We start from the raw sequence: 17,650 nt of genomic DNA on the forward strand, positions 1-17,650 counted from the left end.
GTGAGGGGAGGAGGGACCACGGGCAGTTATGGGCGCGGGCGACCTCCTCACCCCGGCCCGCTCCTCCCAGTGGCGGAGAGGGAGAAAGGTATGCGGAGGAGATGCGGGAAAGAACCGCGCCCACGACCGCCGGCGGCGTCAGTACAGGCCGCTGCCTGCGCCGGTGCTGGCGGACGGCGCTTGGCCGCCGCCGGCCGCGTCGCCCCCCGGGTCGTCGTTGGCGGCGGTCTGGCCCTGGCCGATCACCCGGCGGTCCTGGGACGGGCTGTTGCCGGTCTTGAACGCCTCCAGGATGACGTTCTGGTCGCCCGGTCGGGCCGGCTGGCCGGTGTTCAGGTTCATCCGAACCAGCTTGATGCCGGAGGGGATGCGGAACGGAACCTTGGGTTCGCCCTGCAGCGCATTCTCCATGAACTGCTTCCAGATCGGCCCGGCGGTGTTGGAACCGAACGCGCGCGGACCGAGCGTGCGCGGCGTGTCGAAGCCGACGTAGACGCCCGCGACCAGGTCGGGGGAAAAGCCCATGAACCAGGTGTCGAAGCTGTCGTTGGTGGTGCCGGTCTTGCCCGCCACCGGGTGCGACAGCGAGCGCATCCGCCGGCCGGTGCCGCGTTCGACGACCCCGCGCAGCATCGAGACGATCTGATAGGCGGACGCGGGGTCGGTGACCTGCTTGCGCTCGTCCGGGATCTCCGGCGGCTTCTGGTTCAGCCAGAGGTCGGCGTCGCAGTTCGGACACGGGCGGTCGTCGTGCTTGAAAATGGTCTTGCCCTGGCGGTTCTGGATCCGGTCGATCAGGGTCGGGGTGATGTCCTTGCCGCCGTTGACCAACTGGCCGTAGGCGGCGGCGAGGCGCAGCAGCTCGGTCTCCCCGGCGCCCAGCGCCATCGCGAGCTGGTGCGGCAGGTTGCGGTAGATGTCGAACCGCTCGGCGGTGTTGGAAATCTTGTCCATGCCCACGGCTTGGGCCAGGCGCACGGTCATCAGGTTCTTGGACTGCTCGATGCCCACCCGCATCGGGGTGGGACCGTAAAACTCGCCCGAATAGTTCGCCGGCTTCCACTTGCCCAGTCCGGCCCCCTGGTCGATCACGAACGGGGCGTCCAGGATGATCGTGGCCGGGGTGTAGCCGTTTTCCAGCGCGGACAGGTAGACGAACGGCTTGAACGCCGAGCCGGGCTGCCGGCTCGCCTGGGTGGCGCGGTTGAACTGGCTGCGCTCGAAACTGAAGCCGCCCTGCATCGCCAGCACCCGGCCGGTGTGCGGGTCCAGCGCGACGATCGCGCCGGAGACCTGCGGCATCTGCTCCAGTTGGAAATTCTCACTGTCGGCGCGCGCCGAGACGAGCACGACGTCGCCGACCGAGACGACTTGGCCCGGACGCTGCGGCTTGGCGCCGACGCGCTGGTTCTTCAGCTGCGGGCGCGCCCAGTCCATGCCCGACATTGGGATCATGCCGGTGCTGCCGTCGGTGAAGCCGACCCGGGCCGCGTCCGGCCCGACGGCGAGGACGACCGCCTGGCGCCAGCTGTCCGGCATGCCCTCCGGCGGGCTCAGCGCGCTCAGCTTGTTCTGCCATGGGCCGTCGCCGCCGGCGATCTCGAGGGTGCGCTGTGCGCCGCGCCAGCCGTGCTCCCGGTCGTAGGCGATCAGGCCGTCCTGCAGCGCGTCCTTGGCGTAGCGCTGCAGCTCCGGGTCCAGGGTGGCGCGCACGCTCATGCCGCCGCCATAGACCTTGTCCGCGCCGTACAGCTCGACCAGCTCGCGGCGAACCTCCTCGCTGAAGTAGTCCGCCTGGGCGATCTCGGTGACGTCGCGCTCGCGGATGGTGATCGGGGTGTCCTTGGCGCGCGCCGCCGTCTCCTGGTCGATGTAGCCGTTTTCCAGCATCTGCTGGATCACCCAGTCGCGCCGGCCCTTGGCGGCCTCCGGGTTGTGGTCGACCTGGTAGTTGTTGGGCGCCTTGGGCAGGGCCGCCAGATAGGCCGCCTCGGCGACCGTCAGGTTGTCGAGTGACTTGTTGAAGTAGTTCAGCGCCGCCGCGGCGACGCCGTAGGACCCGCTGCCCAGGTAGATCTCGTTCAGGTAGAGCTCGAGGATGCGGTCCTTGGTGAAGGTCTGCTCCATCCGGAAGGCCAGGATCGCCTCCCGGATCTTGCGCTCGATCGAGACCGCATCGGTCAGCAGGAAGTTCTTGGCGACCTGCTGGGTGATCGTCGACGCGCCCACCGGCCGCGCGTCCGTGCCCATGCGCTTCAGGTTGGTGATCGCGGCTGCCACGATCGACGGCAGGTCGACGCCCGGGTGCTGGTAGAAGTTCTTGTCCTCGGCCGACAGGAAGGCGTTGATGACGCGCCGGGGAATCGCCTCGATCGGCACGAAGACGCGCTTTTCCTTGGCGTACTCCTCGAGCAGCCGGCCGTCCTCGGCGTAGATCCGGGTGGTGGTCGGCGGCTGGTAGTCGGCCAGCTGCTTGTAATCGGGCAGGCCCTGGCCATACGTCCAGAAGACGTACAGCGTCCCGCCGGCGGCTGCGATACCGCCCAGCAGCAGCAGCGCTACGAGTGAGGTCAGGATACGCAAGGTCGTCGCTTCCGTTGTCGCGTCCGCGGCAGCCGTACCGGCGCGTGCCGTACCGGCGCGTACCGCCGCTGCTTACCGTGTTGGGGTGTCCAATCCCTTAAGATAATCGTTCGCCTGACGCGCGCCTAGAGCAAGATGCTGAAAGGTGAAGCCACCTTTCGGCTGACTCTTGCTCTCTCTTCAAGCAGTTAGAGCAAAATTCACGATCAAGGCCGACTCGACCTTTATCGATTTTGCTCTAGCCGGGCGCGTGGGCGTTGCGTCTTCGCCGTGTGTCGCGCCCGTGTTGCGGCGGCGGTGCCGCGCAACCGCGTACCGTCGGTGCGAATCCTGGCCCGGCAGTGTGGCAAAGCTGGGGCAGTGTGCCCGCCGCGCGCCGCGGATCGCCAGGACACCGTGCCGTTTGCATTCTTGAAGACATCACCGGCATCTGTGCCTGCCGGACCGGCGGCAAGGCGCGGGAGGTCACGCAATCCGGCGGGTCCGGGCGAATCGTTGTATTGAAGACGGCGCGTTGCGATTTGGCCGCGCCCGGCACAGCTCAGCCAAGTGTGCAATACACGGCTGGTTGTAACGAAACCGATCGGTTCGACGTCTTGATCCGGCGGGCGAAGTGTCGGCCTACCGCATCCGCCGGGCTTCCTGCCATTCGAAGAAGCTGTCGACGGCGTCCAGGATCTGGTGGTTGACCTTCGCGCGGTGGCTGGCGGTCAGCAGCTGCTGCTCCTCCTGGCGGTTCGACATGTAACCGATCTCGAACAGCACGCTCGGGATGTTGGGGGACTTCAGCACGGCGAAGCCGGCGAACCGGTGGGTGTTGTTCAACAGCTTCACCGATTGTCCCAGCTCGTCCACCAGCACATTGGCGAAGTGCTTGGACTCGTTCATCGTCTCCCGCTGCGCGAGGTCGATCAGGATCTGGCTGACCACCTTGGTCTGGCCGCCCAGATTGACGCCGGCGATCACGTCGGACTTGTTTTCCTTCGCGGCGAGCTGCGCGGCTTCCTTGTCGGAGGCGGTCTCCGACAGGGTGTAGACGCTGGCGCCGCGGATCTTGCCGGAGCCATGGGTGTTGGCGTGCAGGGAGATGAACAGGTCGCCCTCCGCTTCCTGCGCCAGGCGGATGCGCTCGCGCAGCCGCAGGAAAATGTCGCGCTTGCGGGTCAGGACGACGCGGTAGCGCCCGGTGCTTTCCAGCAGGTTGCCCAAATGCTTGGCGTAGTCGAGCACGATGTCCTTCTCGTACGTGCCGGAAACGCCGATCGCGCCCGGATCGACACCGCCGTGGCCGGCGTCGATCACGATCGTCGGACGCGTGTCGCCGCGCTCCGGCTCCGGCGTGCGCTCCTGCCGGTTCGCCTTGGGCAGCGGCTCGGCGGAGGTGATCCGCCGATCGCTCAGGCTGGCGAACCTCGCCTGGCTGACCCGCTTCAGGTCGACCACCAAACGGTGGGGGTAGTTCTCCCGTGGCGCGAGGCGGAACACCTTGTCGATCGCAACCGGCGCCTCGGCGTCCAGCACCACGCGGCTGGTGGTGGGCGAGAACAGGCCGAAGCGCAGCGCCCGCACCAGGCCGACATGGGTATCGCCCATCTTTTCTTCCGGAATCCGCCAGTCGACCTGCGGCAGATCGATTACCACCCGGAAGGGATTGGACAGGGTGAACACCTCGTAGGGCGTCTTCGCGGACAGCTCCATGACGAAGCGGGTCTTGTCCGGATGCTGGCCCAAGCGCACCGCGGATACGCTCGGCTCCGCCGCCGCCGCCGGCGTCGGCGCGGCCGTCATGGCCAGCAGCAGCACGGCCAGCAGCCCCGCCAGCTTCGGCCGTGCCCAGGGGTGTGCGCGCCGTTCGGCCATCGCCTGCAAGATCCAAGCAATCCATCGTAACCCGCGCGGCGGCGACGCCGCGCGGCGGTGGGATGGTTCCACCATATAGCGAATCGAACCTTAAGTTTGAATGATAAACCCGCAAACTGCCGTGAAAAACCCGTGTCGGGGCTTTTTGGGCAGCAGGGTTGGGCCCGCGCCCCCGGCTGGCCCCGGGGCGCGTCCGCGTCCGGCCGGCCGCAACGACTGCGGTTATCGCGATGTCACCGTTCGATTGGGCGATTAACCATTGTGGACTTCGACCGATAAGTCCTATGTTAGAGGTTGATACGCGGCACAGGTGACCGCGCCGGTGTTAAGGACCTGATTGGCCGTCGCCAACTCTTCGCGGCGTGCTGAGCAAACCGCCGGCCCGCTCGCCCTTGGGGTCGTCCGCGCGGGACAGGTTCGCCCCGCCGGCCGTTTGATCGGCCGAACCCGTCGGTTTGTCGTGGTCCGGCCGTTTCGAGCGGCTGGACGCATGCGGGGGCGGGGTGCGCCCGTCGCGGGCACCGGGGATGCCAGTGCCGCGTGTCGCCGATGCCGAGGTCCGCGCAGTTTCCGGGTGCTCCCGCGATCGCGCGCGGCAGCGGCAACCGTCCGGCTGGGCCGCCGCTAGGGCGATCGGGTCCGGCCGACACCTAAACGTTAACGGGCCACACGCCGACGAGGCCGTCTTGCAGCCGACCTGCACCGCACCATGGAAAAGCCCCAGCGCCCGGCGCCCGCGCGCCGGCGCGTGGACTTCCGTGCCGGTGCGGGCCGCATTCCGCCGGACGGCCCCGGTCAAGGGCACCGCTTCACGGCCCCCGACGATGCCGGCAGACCGACACCGGCTTGCCAAGCGCCGGCCCGATCACGGTCCGATCGGCGCCCCCGCACCCACAGCACGTCGCGCCCGACCCGGCTTCCGCCGGGGGCGCGGCCCCACGATCACCATGTTCGCGCCGCTGACCGCCGTTCACGCGGTACCAGCAGGACGCGGATTGAGGATTCAGATTCATGACCCGACGCATGCTCCTGGACGCCAGCCACCCGGAAGAGACCCGGGTGGTCGTCATGTCCGGCAACCGGCTGGATGAGTTCGACTACGAGACCAAGGACAAGAAGCAACTCAAGGGCAACATCTACCTGGCCAAGGTGACCCGGGTGGAGCCGTCGCTGCAGGCCGCCTTCGTCGATTACGGCGGCAATCGTCACGGCTTCCTGCCGTTCTCCGAAATCCATCCGGACTATTACCGTCTGCCGATCGCCGACCGCGAGGCGCTGATCGCCGAGGAAGAGGCCGCTCAAAAGCGCCAGTCCGAGGACGAAAACGCCGCCCCGGACGAGGACGACGAGGACTCGGACGAGCCCGACGCCGCCTCCGAGGCCGCGGCCGACGCCACCCGCAAGCGCCGCCGCTCCAAGCGCAACGAGCAGGACGAGACGATCGGCGCGGGCGAGAGCGAGGACAACACCGACCCCGAGGTCGAGCAGGTCGAGACCACCCAGTCGGTGGAGACGCTGGCCGGCGACGACATCGAGGACGCCGCCCGCCGGCGCGCGGCCAGCCTGGGCCGCTACAAGATCCAGGAGGTGATCAAGCGCCGGCAGGTCATGCTGGTGCAGGTCGTCAAGGAGGAGCGCGGCAACAAGGGCGCGGCGCTGACCACCTACCTGTCGCTCGCCGGGCGCTACTGCGTGCTGATGCCGAACACCGCCAAGGGCGGCGGGATCTCCCGCAAGATCGCCAGCGTCGCCGACCGCAAACGCCTGAAGGGCGTGCTCTCCGAACTGCACATCCCCGGCGGCATGGCGGTGATCGTGCGTACCGCCGGCTCCAACCGCTCCAAGCTGGAGATCAAGCGGGACTACGAGTACCTGTTGCGGCTGTGGGACCAGATCCGCTCGACCACGCTGGAATCCACCGCGCCGTCGCTGATCTACGAGGAAGCCAACCTGATCAAGCGGGCGATCCGGGACCTGTACACCCGGGAGATGGACGAGATCCTGGTCGAGGGCGACGACGGCTACAAGGCGGCGAAGACCTTCATGCGCTCGCTGATGCCCTCGCACGCCAAGAAGGTGAAGAAGTACGACGACCCCAAGGTCCCGATCCTGCACCGCTTCCAGGTCGAGGGGCAGCTGGACAACATCCACAACCCGATCGTGCAGCTGAAGTCGGGCGGCTACATCGTGCTCAACCAGACCGAGGCGCTGGTCGCGATCGACGTCAACAGCGGCAAGGCGACCAAGGAACGCCACATCGAGGAGACGGCGCTCAAGACCAACCTGGAGGCCGCCGACGAGATCGCCCGGCAGCTCAAGCTGCGCGACCTGGCCGGGCTGATCGTGATCGACTTCATCGACATGGACGCGGCCAAGAACAACCGCGAGGTCGAGCAGCGCCTGAAGGAGGCGATGCGCCAGGACCGCGCGCGCATCCAGCTGGGCCGGATCTCGCCGTTCGGCCTGCTGGAGCTGTCCCGCCAGCGGCTGCGCCCGTCGCTGCACGAGATGTCGACCGAGGTCTGCAAGACCTGCGGGGGCAGCGGCTTCGTCCGCTCGCCGGATTCGACCGCGTTGCACGTGCTGCGCGCGCTCGAGGAAGAGGGCATCAAGCGCGGCAGCGGCGAGGTGCAGCTGACCGTCCCCACGCAGGTCGCGCTCTATGTGCTGAACGACAAGCGCGACCGGCTGGTCGACGTCGAGCAGCGCTACGGCTTCCGCGTGCGGATCGACACCGACGACCGGCTGGTGCCGCCCGCGCACCGTCTGGAGCGCCTGTCGTCGACCCCGGTCGAGGACCGTCAGCCCGGCGTGACCGCGGAGGCGATCGACGTGCCGGCGGACGAGGAGCTGATGGCCGACGTCAGCGACGAGGCCGAGATCGAGGAGGTGCAGCCCGAGCCGGCCGAGCCGGGAGATCGCGGCGGCAAGCGCGGCAAGCGCGGCGGCCGCAAGCGCGCCGGCGGCGACGCGCGCGCGGACGACACGCCGGACGATCGGGGCGAGGTCCGCGAGGCCGCCCAGCAAGCGGTCGACGCCGCCGACCAGGCGGACGACGACGCCGGCGAGGGCCGGCCGGACGAGCGGCAGGCCGACGGCCAGACCGGCGACGGCAGTGCCGAGGATCAGGCCGCCAAGCGCCGGCGCCGCCGGGGCAAGCGCGGCGGGCGACGTCGCTCCCGCCGCCGCGAGGACGAGCCGGGCACCGAAAGCCAGACCGCCGAGCTGCAGGCGGACGCGCAGCCGGGGGAGCAGCCCGCGCAGGCGTTCGACGATACCGCGCAGGCCGATGACCCGGGCGAGTCCGACCCCGACGCGGCAGCGCCCGACCCGTCCGATGCGCCCGCCGATGCCGGCGATGTGACGGCGCAGCCGGCGGCCTCGGCGAGCGACGCGTCGGAAGACCCAGTGGCGTCGACCGCCGATCCGGCGGCCGGGAGCGCCGACCCTGCCGCGGAAACCGGTGGCGAAGACGCGGCGGCGGACGACACGTCCGGCGGCAAGCGCAAGCGCCCCAGCCGGGCGCGCAAGTCGCGCAAGAAGCCGACGGCCGCGGAGAGTTCGCAGGCCGCTGACGCCGCGGACACGCCCGACGCCGCGGAAGCCGAGACCGCCGGCGACGCCGCCGGCGACGCCGGCGCCGACGCCGGCGAAGCGGACACCGGCGGCACGGCTGGCAAGCGTAAGCGCGTGGCCGCCGGCAGCCGCAAGACCGGCCGGGGCAGCCGTAAGAAGGCCCAGCCCGCCGAGACGGAAACCGCCGACGGCGCCGGGCCCGCGGACGCGGCGAGCGCCGGGTCAGAGACCCCGGGCACGCAAAGCCCGCGCGCGCACGCCGCGACCGCTGACGGGTCCGGGCCGCAGCCGGACAGTCTGGCGAGCGGCCAGCCGGACGTGGCCAACGCGGACGACGCCGGCCACGCCGGCCAGCCCGCCCAACCGCAGCCGGACGCCGAACCGGCCGCCGATCCCGCGCCAACGTCCGAGCCTTCGCGGAACGCCCACGCGGGTGACGGAGCGACGGCTGCCGAGACCGCGTTCGGAGAGGCCGCCCAGCCGAGCGGCGTCGACGAGGTCGGCGAGCAGCCCCCGGCCGCCAAGCGCCGCGGCTGGTGGCAGAAGCTGGTCAACTAGAGCAAAAACGATCAAGGTCGAATCGACCTTCATCTTGCTCTAACGGGTTCGACGATCCGGACCCCCAATAAGGCCCACCGTCCGTCCCGGCGGTGGGCCTTTGCGTGTGCGCGCGCGGCGCGGCGTCGTCAGCCGTCGATCGGGCTTCGACGCGGCCGCCCTCAGGGCGGCTGCTCCGGATGAAGCGACCGTTTTCTTGCACGAAAGATCGACGTCACGCGCGGCACCGGAACGCGTGGCCGTACAGCCGCCGCCACCCTTTCGCCCCTGGGGCCGCTACCCCTTCGCGCGTGGGTGGGCCTGGTCGTAGACGCGGGTCAGGCCGGTGGCGTCGACCGCGGTGTAGCGTTGGGTGGTCGACAGGCTGGCGTGGCCGAGCAGTTCCTGGATCGCGCGCAGGTCGCCGCCGGCGGACAGCAGCTGGGTGGCGAAGGTGTGGCGCAGGGCATGCGGCGTGGTCGCTTCCGACAGCCCGACCCGCCGGCGGATCTGCTGCAGCCGCTCCTGCAGCCGGCGCGCCGAGAGCGGGCCGCCGCGTACGCCCAGGAACAGCGGATCGTGCGGGCGCAGGGTGTGCGGACAGGCGGCCAGGTAGGCCTGCACCGCCTGCCCCACGATCGGCAGCAGCGGCACCCGGCGCTGCTTGTTGCCCTTGCCGGTGACCCGCAGCACCGCGTCGCGCGTGCTGGGGGCTTCCTGCACGGTCAGGGCCAGCGCCTCGCCGATCCGCAGGCCGCAGCCGTAGAGCAGCAGCATCACCGCGATGTCGCGCTTGGCGACCCACGGGTCCGGCGCCAGGTCGCGGACGCTGCGCAGCACCTCCCGCATATCCTCGCTGGTCAGCGCCTTCGGCACCTGCCGGGGCAGGCGCGGGGCCCGCACGACGCGCACGGCGGCGTTCTGCGCCAGCCCGTTGCGCGCGGTCCAGGCGAAGAAATTGCGCACGGTTGAGAGCGCCCGGGCGGTGGAGGTGCGCTGCAGGCCCTGCGCGTGCCGCTGCGCCAGCCAGGCGCGGAAGTCGGCGACCGTGAGCGCCTCCAGGTCGGCCAGACCGGGCCGGTCGCCCAGGTGGCCGGCGAGGAACGCCAGGAACGCTTGCAGGTCGCGGGCGTAGGCATCGCGGGTGTGCCGGCTGGCCTGCTTCTCGTGGCTCAGCCAGGCGTGCCAGCCCTGGATCGCACGGACCAGGTCGTCGGCGGCGAGGTCGGCCGGATCGGGCAGGCGGCCGCCCGCCCGCGGCTTCGGTGCGGCGGTCGGCGGTGCGGGGGTCGGCGGGGTTACGCCGGCAGTTCCAGCCATTGCCGGATCGATGCCTCCAGCGACTGGGCGAGGAACTGCAGCAGTTCGCTGCCCTGGCCGGGATCGAAATGGTCGGGCTTGCGCGAGCCCAGCGCCAGCAGCGCCGGCGGGGTGGCGCTGGAGATGTTCATCCGCAGAAATCCGGCCGAGCGCACCAGCCCGGCGGCGGAGCCGAACAGCTCCGGCTCGCCCTCGATGTCGGCCAGGAAGGCGTGGGTCCGGCGGGGGCCCAGCAGCGCCTCGACCGTGCCGGCCTCCAGCTGATGAACCCCGCGGATTCGCGACGGCGCCGGGCCGTCCTGGGCCTGCTCCACGCACAGCGTGACCGCGTCCAGGTCCAGGATCACGCCGACGTCGGTCACCACCGTATCGATCAGATGCTCGAACGAGCGCGCTTCCAGGATCGCCAGCACCGCCTGATGGATCCGGCCGGTGGAGGCCATGTTGGCCCGGCCGGTGTACAGCAGGTCGTCGCGCGATTCCTTGAGCTGCGCGACTTCCCGGCGCAGCCGGTCGAGCATGAACTGCTGCAGATCGACGACATCCTCGCCGTCGCCGCGGCGCGGCGGCTCCAGGATGTCCAGCAGCTCGTTGTGGCGCTTCAGGAAATCCGGGTTGCGGCGCAGGAATTCGGCCACGGACGCATCGCTCAGCGCCGGGTCGTTCGGGCCCCGGTTGGGCCCGCCCTCGGGATCGCCGGAGGTCGCGTCGGTGCCTTTCTGCGTCATGCTATTCCGCGGCCTTGCTGCGGTTCAGGATCGACTGGCCGGTCCTGGCCCAGTCGTTCAGGAAGGCGTCCAGGCCTTTGTCGGTCAACGGATGCTGGAACATCTGCCGCAGCACCTTCGGCGGCACGGTGGCGACTTCCGCGCCCATCTTGGCCGATTCGGTGACGTGGATCGGATGCCGGATCGAGGCGACCAGCACTTCCGTCGTGATCTCGGGCTGGGCCTGGAAGATCTCGCAGATCTCGCCGATCAGGGCCATGCCGTCCTGACCGATGTCGTCCAGCCGGCCGACGAACGGGGACACGAAGGCCGCGCCCGCCTTCGCCGCGAGCAGCGCCTGGGCGGCGGAGAAGCACAGCGTCACGTTGACCTGCGTGCCCGCGTCGGCGAGCGTCTTGCACGCCTTCAGGCCGTCCGGGGTCAGCGGCACCTTGACCGCGATGTTGTCGGCGACCTTGGCGAGCTCACGGCCCTCCGCCAGCATGGTCTCGAAGTCGGTCGCCGCGACCTCCGCGCTCACCGGGCCGGGCACGATGGAGCAGATGTCGGACAGCACCTCGAAAAAGTCCCGGCCGGTCTTGGCGACCAACGAGGGGTTGGTGGTCACGCCGTCCACCAGGCCGGTGGCGGTCAGCTCCCGTATTTCGTCGATGTCGGCGGTGTCGATGAAGAATTTCATGGCTCTCGGCCGGGTCCTTTCGTGGCAGCGGGAGCGCTGGCGCCGCGCCGAGGCACCGCAGCCGCTCGGGGTGGAGTGTATCCGATGGCTGTAGAGCGCGCCAACCCTGGCCATGCCGGCGCGCCTGCCGATCGCGCGACCCCGGGCGGGACGCTGTTCGACGACGCCGAGGTACCGGCGCGCCGGGTGCGCGTGCTGCTGCCGCGCCCGCTCGATGGCGCCTACGACTACAAGCTGCCGGCCGGACTGGCGCTGGAGCCGGGCGCGCTGGTCGAGGTGCCGCTGGGCCGGCAGCGGCTGCCGGGCGCGGTCTGGGCGGTCGATCCCGACGACAGCGACGTGCCGGAGGGCAAGCTGCGCCCGGTCCAGCGGCGGTTCGACGCGCCGCCGCTGCCGGAGCCGCTGCGCCGCTTCGTCGACTGGGTCGCGGCCTATTACCTGGCCGCCCCGGGAGCGGTCTTAAAGATGTGCCTGTCGGTGCCGGCCGCGCTGGACCCGCCAACCCCGCGCGTCGGCTACCTGCGCGCCGGCGCCGATCCCGACGCCCTTGGCCTGAAGCTGACCCGCGCCCGCCGGCGGGTGCTGGATGTGCTGGCCGACGGGCCGCCGCGCACGCTGTCGGAACTGACCCGGGAGGCCGGCGTGTCCGACGGCGTGGTCCGCGGCCTGGCCGACGCCGGGCTTCTGGAGCGGGTCGATTTGGGCCCCGGCCGGCGGTTCGAGGCGCCCGATCCGGCAACCCCCGGCCCGGCGTTGTCGCAGGCGCAGCGGACGGCGGCCGACCGGCTGTGCGCCAGGGTCGACGCCGACGACTTCTCGGTCACGCTGATCGACGGGGTGACCGGGTCCGGCAAGACGGAAGTCTATTTCGAGGCGGTGATCCGTGCGCTCGCGCAGGACCGGCAGGTGCTGGTGCTGCTGCCGGAGATCGCGTTGTCGGCCCAGTGGCTCGGCCGGTTCGAGCGGCGCTTCGGCGTCGCGCCCGCGGTCTGGCACTCCGAATTGAACCACGGCGAGCGCCGGCGGACCTGGCGCGCGGTCGCGGACGGGGAGGCGCGGGTGGTGGTCGGCGCGCGCTCCGCCCTGTTCCTGCCGTACCCCGAGTTGGGCCTGATCGTGGTCGACGAGGAGCACGAGCAGGCGTTCAAGCAGGAAGAAGGCGTGCCCTACCACGCCCGCGACATGGCCGTGGTGCGCGCGCGCCTGGGCGGCCTGCCGGCGATCCTGGTGTCCGCCACGCCGTCGTTGGAGACGATGGAGAACGTGCGCGCCGGCCGCTACGAGCGCGTGCGGCTGCCCGAACGTCACGCCGGCGCGCTGTTACCGGAGATCGCCCCGATCGACCTGCGCCAGGACCGGCCCAAGCCGATCCCGGGGCACGGCACCTCCTATCTGGCGCCCGGCCTGCGCGCGGCGCTGCGGGAGACGCTGGACCGCGGCGAGCAGGCGCTGTTGTTCCTGAACCGGCGCGGCTACGCGCCGCTGACGCTGTGCCGCACCTGCGGCTTCCGCCTGCAGTGCCCGCACTGCACCGCCTGGCTGGTCGAGCACCGGCTGATCCGGCAGCTGCAGTGCCACCACTGCGGCTTCGCTCAGCGCCCGCCGGCGACGTGCCCCGACTGCGGCGACAGCGACTCGTTCGCCGCCTGCGGCCCCGGCGTGGAACGGCTGGCGGAGGAGGTCAGCACACTGTTCCCGCACGCCCGCGTGGCGCTGATGGCCTCCGACACCGTGACCGGGCCGGACAGCGCGCAACGGTTCGTGGAATCGGTGCAGAACCGGGAGGTCGACCTGCTGATCGGCACCCAGATCGTGGCCAAGGGCAACCACTTCCCCGACCTGACGCTGGTCGGCGTGGTCGACGCGGATTTGGGGCTCTCGGGCGGCGACCTGCGGGCCGGCGAGCGGACCTACCAGATGCTGCACCAGGTGGCCGGCCGCGCCGGCCGGGCCGAGCGGCCGGGCCGGGTCCTGCTGCAGACCTACGAGCCGGGCCACGCGGTGCTGCGCGCCCTGGTGGAGGGCGAACGCGACCGCTTCCTTGAAGTTGAGGCGGAGGGGCGCAAGGCCGCCGGCATGCCGCCGTTCACCCGCCTGGCCGCCCTGATCCTGTCGAGCGAGGACGAGGCGGCGGTGGACCAGACCGCGCGTGCGCTGGCCCTCGCCGCGCCGGATCAGGACGGGGTCGAGGTGCTCGGCCCCGCGCCCGCGCCGCTCGCCGTCCTGCGCGGCCGGCACCGCCGGCGCCTGTTGTTCAAGACCCGCCGCGACCTGGCCCCGCAACCGATCCTGCGCGCCTGGCTCAGCAAGGTGCAGGTGCCGAGCAAGGTGCGGCTCACGGTGGATGTGGATCCGTATACGTTCTTGTGACCGGGGCCTTGTGGGCCCAGCGGGGCGCTTGTTTTCGGCGAATAGCGACCTTAGAGTGTATTTCTATGAATTGAAACACGTCGTGCGAGTTTTCAATATGCGGGATCCGCTTGCATTTCGTGCAATCTCTTGCTATATGGTGGGGACGCAGACCCGTGAGCTATGACCTTCGGGTGGAACAGAATGCCGAGGACGCTCTGATTGAGCTGGCGCGGCGTTACGCGAAGCAACTGCCGTACGCGAACAAGATCGTCTCGGTGATCCGGATCGTGGACACGACATTCCTCGACGAGGTGGCAGAGGGCCATCATGGCGCCGGAGTCCCTGTCGGCACCGGCGCCGTCCGTGTCTACACGGTGCCGCAGGACCTGCTGGGAAGTCGGCGTCCGAGCCTGGACGTTCGTGTCGCCGTCGCGTCCACCGCGGCAAACCTGTTTCACGTCAGCGAGGCCGACCCAGCGGCCGGATCGTCTGTCGGCGAGGCGGCTGATCTTGTGGATCGCCAGCAGGTCGCCGAAGCTCTGCTCGCCGAGGACGACGGCAGTTAGCTGGCTAATACGATGATTGAGAAGGACCCCGGTATGGCAAGCCAGACGAACAGCCCCGTCGCGCGCGGCGAGACCGCTGTCCCCGCCGAGCAGGCGGACATGCGTGTCATGGAGGCGTTGGATGCGCAGACGCGTGATCGGATCGAGCGCGTACGCGCTTTCGCCGACGAAGTTCGGAATGCGATCCGCACACTGCGCCGCGAAGCGCATGGACTGAAGCAAAGCGAACTCGCCGAGCGCCTGGGCGTGTCCACCTCGACCGTCTCGCGACTGGAAAGTGGTAACGGCCTGAGTGGTCTCGACCTGGAACTCGTCCTGTTCGCGTTCGCCGAGCTGAACGCCGCGCCCATGCTGACTTTGCTGGATCCAAGCTCGCCGGGCGCCGGCCAAGTGGTGGACTTCACCAGTTGGCCCGAAACGCGGGCGCTCAACCGTGGTGGCCAAGCGGCGGCGCAGTCCGATGCAACCGTCGAGACGCAGGCGATAGCAGCCAGCCATCAGCGTGGCCACAGGGCAGCGACGGTCGAGAGCCTGGACGCGGTGGCCTATGGCCTGCAGAGCGAACTGAGAGCCATGCGGCTGGAACTGACCCGGCTCAGCGACCAGTTCAGCGCTCCGGCCAAAAGCACTACCGCGTCCGCCGCGTCTGCGGGTGCTCGCGTCTCGCCAAACGACAAGGCGTCGGCGAGCGGCGCGTCTAGCTGACGTTACAGGGCGGGCAGGAGGCTTCGATGTTGCCGTTGGCGGTAGATGTCCTCGGCTTTGGCGGGTTCGCCATGATCCTTGTGCAGAGCGGTCTGGAACTCCACCGGCGTTACCGTATCGAGTGCGAGGAATCACAAATCGAGGGGCTGCGCCGCCAGGCCGGCACAGATCCGCATGGCAGCGCGGAAGCCGCTCTGCGCGTGCTGGAAGAGGTCAAAGCACAGCTTGGCCGTTTCCGCCCCTGGCAGGGCTGGTTGTTCCTGCTGGGTGCGGTGGCCTTGACGGCATCTTACCTTCTGCGGGTCATCCAGCACGCCTTGCCCGCCGTCTAAAACCGCCGTTCGCCGCCGCAGACTCGCCCGCCCTGCATTCCGCCGGTCTCACGGCGCGCTTCGATGTGTTATTGGATGCGCTGGCAGACCACGTTTCGAAGCCCACCCACCGCCTTGCAACCCCGTTGGGGCTATGATACCAAACGCGCGCTTTCGGGCCGGGAGGGCTCGGAAGCGCCGTACGCCTTGCACGCACGCGCACTCGGCCGGGCGCAGCCCGAGCCGTCGCGACCTTCTTTTATACCTCAAGGGGGCCTTCCGCCTTGCCAGCCGAAAGCAAGCCTGTCGGAGGTCTGGCCGCGCGCTACGCGCACGCGCTCCTCGACCTGGCGGAGCAGCAGAAGAAGCTCGACCAGGTGGCCGAGGACCTGCGCGGCCTGCGCGCGCTGATCGACGGCAGCGATGAGTTCCGCCGCCTGCTGCGGAACCCGCTGTTCGACCGGGACAAGCAGGACGCCGCGATGACGGCGGTGTTGGACAAGGCCGGGGTCGACCCGGTGACCAAGAATTTCTGCCTGGTGGTGTCGAAGAACCGCCGAATGTTCGCGCTGCCGGAGATGATCGACGGATATCTCCAGGAGCTGGCGCGCAAGCGGGGCGAGGTGACCGCCCGGGTCACGGTCGCGCGCGAGCTGAACAAGGACCAGGAATCCGCCCTGAACGACGCGCTCAAGCGCAGCGTGGGCGGCAAGGTAAATATCGAGACCCGCGTCGACCCCGAGCTGATCGGCGGCATGGTGGTGCACGTGGGCAGCCGTATGATCGACAATTCCCTGCGCAGTAAGCTCAATCGACTGCAGCAGCAGATGAAAGGGGCTGGCTGATGGACATCGGCGCTTCGGAAATCTCCGCGATCCTCAAGGAGCAGATCGAGAACTTCGGGGCCGAGGCGGATGTCGCCGAGGTCGGCCAGGTGCTCTCGGTGGGTGACGGCGTCGCCCGCGTGTATGGGCTCGACAACGTCCAGGCCGGCGAGCTGGTCGAGTTCCCGGGCGGCGTCACCGGCATGGCGCTGAACCTCGAGCACGACAACGTCGGTGTCGTGCTGTTCGGCTCCGACCGGGGAATCGGCGAAGGCGATACGGTCAAGCGCACCGGTCAGATCGTCTCGGTCGGCGTCGGCAAGGAGATGCTCGGCCGCGTGGTCGACGCGCTGGGCAACCCGATCGACGGCAAGGGCCCGATCAAGACCAAGGAGACCCGGCAGGTCGACGTCAAGGCGCCGGGCATCATCCCGCGCCAGTCGGTCAGCGAACCGATGCAGACCGGCCTGAAGGCGATCGACGCGCTGATCCCGATCGGCCGCGGTCAGCGCGAGCTGATCATCGGCGACCGTCAGACCGGAAAGTCGGCGATTGCGCTCGACACCATCCTGAACCAGAAGTCGGTCAACCAGACCTCCGAAGAGAGCAAGAAGCTCTACTGCATCTACATCGCCATCGGTCAGAAGCGCTCCACCGTGGCGCAGCTGGTGAAGACGCTGGAGGACGAGGGCGCGCTGGAGTATTCGATCGTCGTCGCCGCCACCGCTTCCGAGCCGGCGCCGCTGCAGTTCCTGGCCCCCTATGCCGGCTGCGCGATGGGCGAGTACTTCCGCGACAACGGGATGCACGCCCTGGCGGTCTACGACGACCTGTCCAAGCAGGCCGTCGCCTACCGTCAGATGTCGCTGCTGCTGCGCCGGCCCCCGGGCCGCGAGGCCTATCCGGGCGACGTCTTCTACCTGCACAGCCGTTTGCTCGAGCGCGCGGCGAAGATGTCCGACGAGCGCGGCGCGGGCTCGCTGACCGCCCTGCCGATCGTCGAGACGCAGGCCGGCGACGTGGCGGCGTACATTCCGACCAACGTCATCTCGATCACCGACGGCCAGATCTTCCTGGAGACCGAGCTGTTCAACAAGGGCATCCGCCCGGCGGTGAACGTCGGCATCTCGGTGTCGCGTGTCGGCTCGAGCGCGCAGATCAAGGCGATGAAGCAGGTCGCCGGCCCGATTAAGCTGGAGCTGGCGCAGTACCGCGAGATGGAGGCGTTCGCGCAGTTCGCCTCCGATCTCGACGCCTCGACCCAGCGCCTGCTGCGCCGCGGCGCGCGCCTGGTGGAGACCCTGAAGCAGGACCAGTACTCGCCGCTGACCGTGGAGGAGCAGGTCCTGGTCATTTTCGCCGGCACGCGCGGCTATCTCGACAACCTCGAGACCGGAGACGTCCGCCGGTTCGAGCTGCAGATGCTCGACGAGGCGCGCGACAAGGGCCAGGAGATCCTGAAGACGATCCGCGAGCAACAGAAGCTGGACGACGACCTGGAGAAGCGGATCTCCAAGTTCCTCGACGACTTCTCCAAGAAGTTCGCGTGAACCGCCGGCGCGAAGCGGGCCGTCGTCTAAAGGGATCGCCTCGAACGGGAGCGGCACAG

At 69.6% G+C, this 17,650-nt stretch carries 12 protein-coding genes; 7 read left to right on the top strand and 5 right to left on the bottom strand.

Annotation, left to right across the window (positions count from 1 at the left end; translation table 11 throughout):
* Positions 1-138 precede the first annotated feature (138 nt).
* Both CKO28_RS14675 and CKO28_RS14680 read right to left on the bottom strand, forming a co-directional pair.
* Positions 139-2,583 (bottom strand): penicillin-binding protein 1A, encoded by a 2,445-nt coding sequence (locus CKO28_RS14675; protein WP_200341548.1) that lies wholly within the window; start codon positions 2,581-2,583, stop codon positions 139-141.
* A gap of 621 nt (positions 2,584-3,204) precedes the next feature.
* A complete protein-coding gene (locus CKO28_RS14680; RefSeq protein WP_200341549.1) occupies positions 3,205-4,443 on the bottom strand; it encodes an N-acetylmuramoyl-L-alanine amidase in 1,239 nt (412 codons plus the stop codon).
* Positions 4,444-5,454: 1,011 nt separating this feature from the next.
* Here CKO28_RS14680 and CKO28_RS14685 point away from each other — a divergent pair.
* Entirely contained in the window at positions 5,455-8,577 is a 3,123-nt protein-coding gene (locus CKO28_RS14685) for an Rne/Rng family ribonuclease (RefSeq protein WP_200341550.1), read from the top strand.
* 276 nt (positions 8,578-8,853) lie between these two features.
* Here CKO28_RS14685 and CKO28_RS14690 read toward each other — a convergent pair whose 3' ends face one another.
* Genes CKO28_RS14690 through fsa form a run of 3 tightly spaced genes read right to left on the bottom strand, consistent with a single transcriptional unit; the run spans position 8,854 to position 11,283 of the window.
* Positions 8,854-9,876 carry a tyrosine recombinase XerC gene (locus tag CKO28_RS14690; RefSeq protein ID WP_200341551.1) on the bottom strand — a complete coding sequence of 341 codons (1,023 nt, stop codon included), beginning with the start codon at positions 9,874-9,876 and terminating at the stop codon, positions 8,854-8,856.
* Positions 9,855-10,604, bottom strand: a complete 750-nt coding sequence (locus CKO28_RS14695) for a DUF484 family protein (RefSeq protein ID WP_200341552.1) — start codon at positions 10,602-10,604, stop codon at positions 9,855-9,857. Before CKO28_RS14695 ends, CKO28_RS14690 begins: the two co-directional genes overlap by 22 nt.
* A gap of 1 nt (position 10,605) precedes the next feature.
* On the bottom strand, positions 10,606-11,283 hold the full coding sequence (fsa, locus tag CKO28_RS14700; RefSeq protein WP_200341553.1) for a fructose-6-phosphate aldolase: 678 nt from the start codon (positions 11,281-11,283) through the stop codon (positions 10,606-10,608).
* An 84-nt stretch (positions 11,284-11,367) separates the two neighbouring features.
* Between fsa and CKO28_RS14705 the strand changes: the two genes are divergently transcribed.
* From CKO28_RS14705 to atpA, 6 genes are all read left to right on the top strand, one after another.
* On the top strand, positions 11,368-13,653 hold the full coding sequence (locus CKO28_RS14705; protein WP_200341554.1) for a primosomal protein N': 2,286 nt from the start codon (positions 11,368-11,370) through the stop codon (positions 13,651-13,653).
* A 155-nt stretch (positions 13,654-13,808) separates the two neighbouring features.
* Positions 13,809-14,201, top strand: coding sequence for a hypothetical protein (locus CKO28_RS14710; protein ID WP_200341555.1), 393 nt, complete (start codon positions 13,809-13,811; stop codon positions 14,199-14,201).
* Between the two features lie 33 nt (positions 14,202-14,234).
* Positions 14,235-14,906 (top strand): helix-turn-helix transcriptional regulator, encoded by a 672-nt coding sequence (locus CKO28_RS14715; protein ID WP_200341556.1) that lies wholly within the window; start codon positions 14,235-14,237, stop codon positions 14,904-14,906.
* Between the two features lie 26 nt (positions 14,907-14,932).
* A complete protein-coding gene (locus CKO28_RS14720) occupies positions 14,933-15,238 on the top strand; it encodes a hypothetical protein (protein ID WP_200341557.1) in 306 nt (101 codons plus the stop codon).
* A 263-nt stretch (positions 15,239-15,501) separates the two neighbouring features.
* Positions 15,502-16,062, top strand: coding sequence for a F0F1 ATP synthase subunit delta (locus CKO28_RS14725; protein ID WP_200341558.1), 561 nt, complete (start codon positions 15,502-15,504; stop codon positions 16,060-16,062).
* Complete coding sequence (atpA, locus tag CKO28_RS14730) at positions 16,062-17,591, top strand: F0F1 ATP synthase subunit alpha (protein ID WP_200341559.1); 1,530 nt, start codon at positions 16,062-16,064, stop codon at positions 17,589-17,591. Before CKO28_RS14725 ends, atpA begins: the two co-directional genes overlap by 1 nt.
* Positions 17,592-17,650: the final 59 nt, after the last annotated feature.

This window comes from Rhodovibrio sodomensis, from assembly GCF_016583645.1.
GTDB lineage: Bacteria > Pseudomonadota > Alphaproteobacteria > Kiloniellales > Rhodovibrionaceae > Rhodovibrio > Rhodovibrio sodomensis.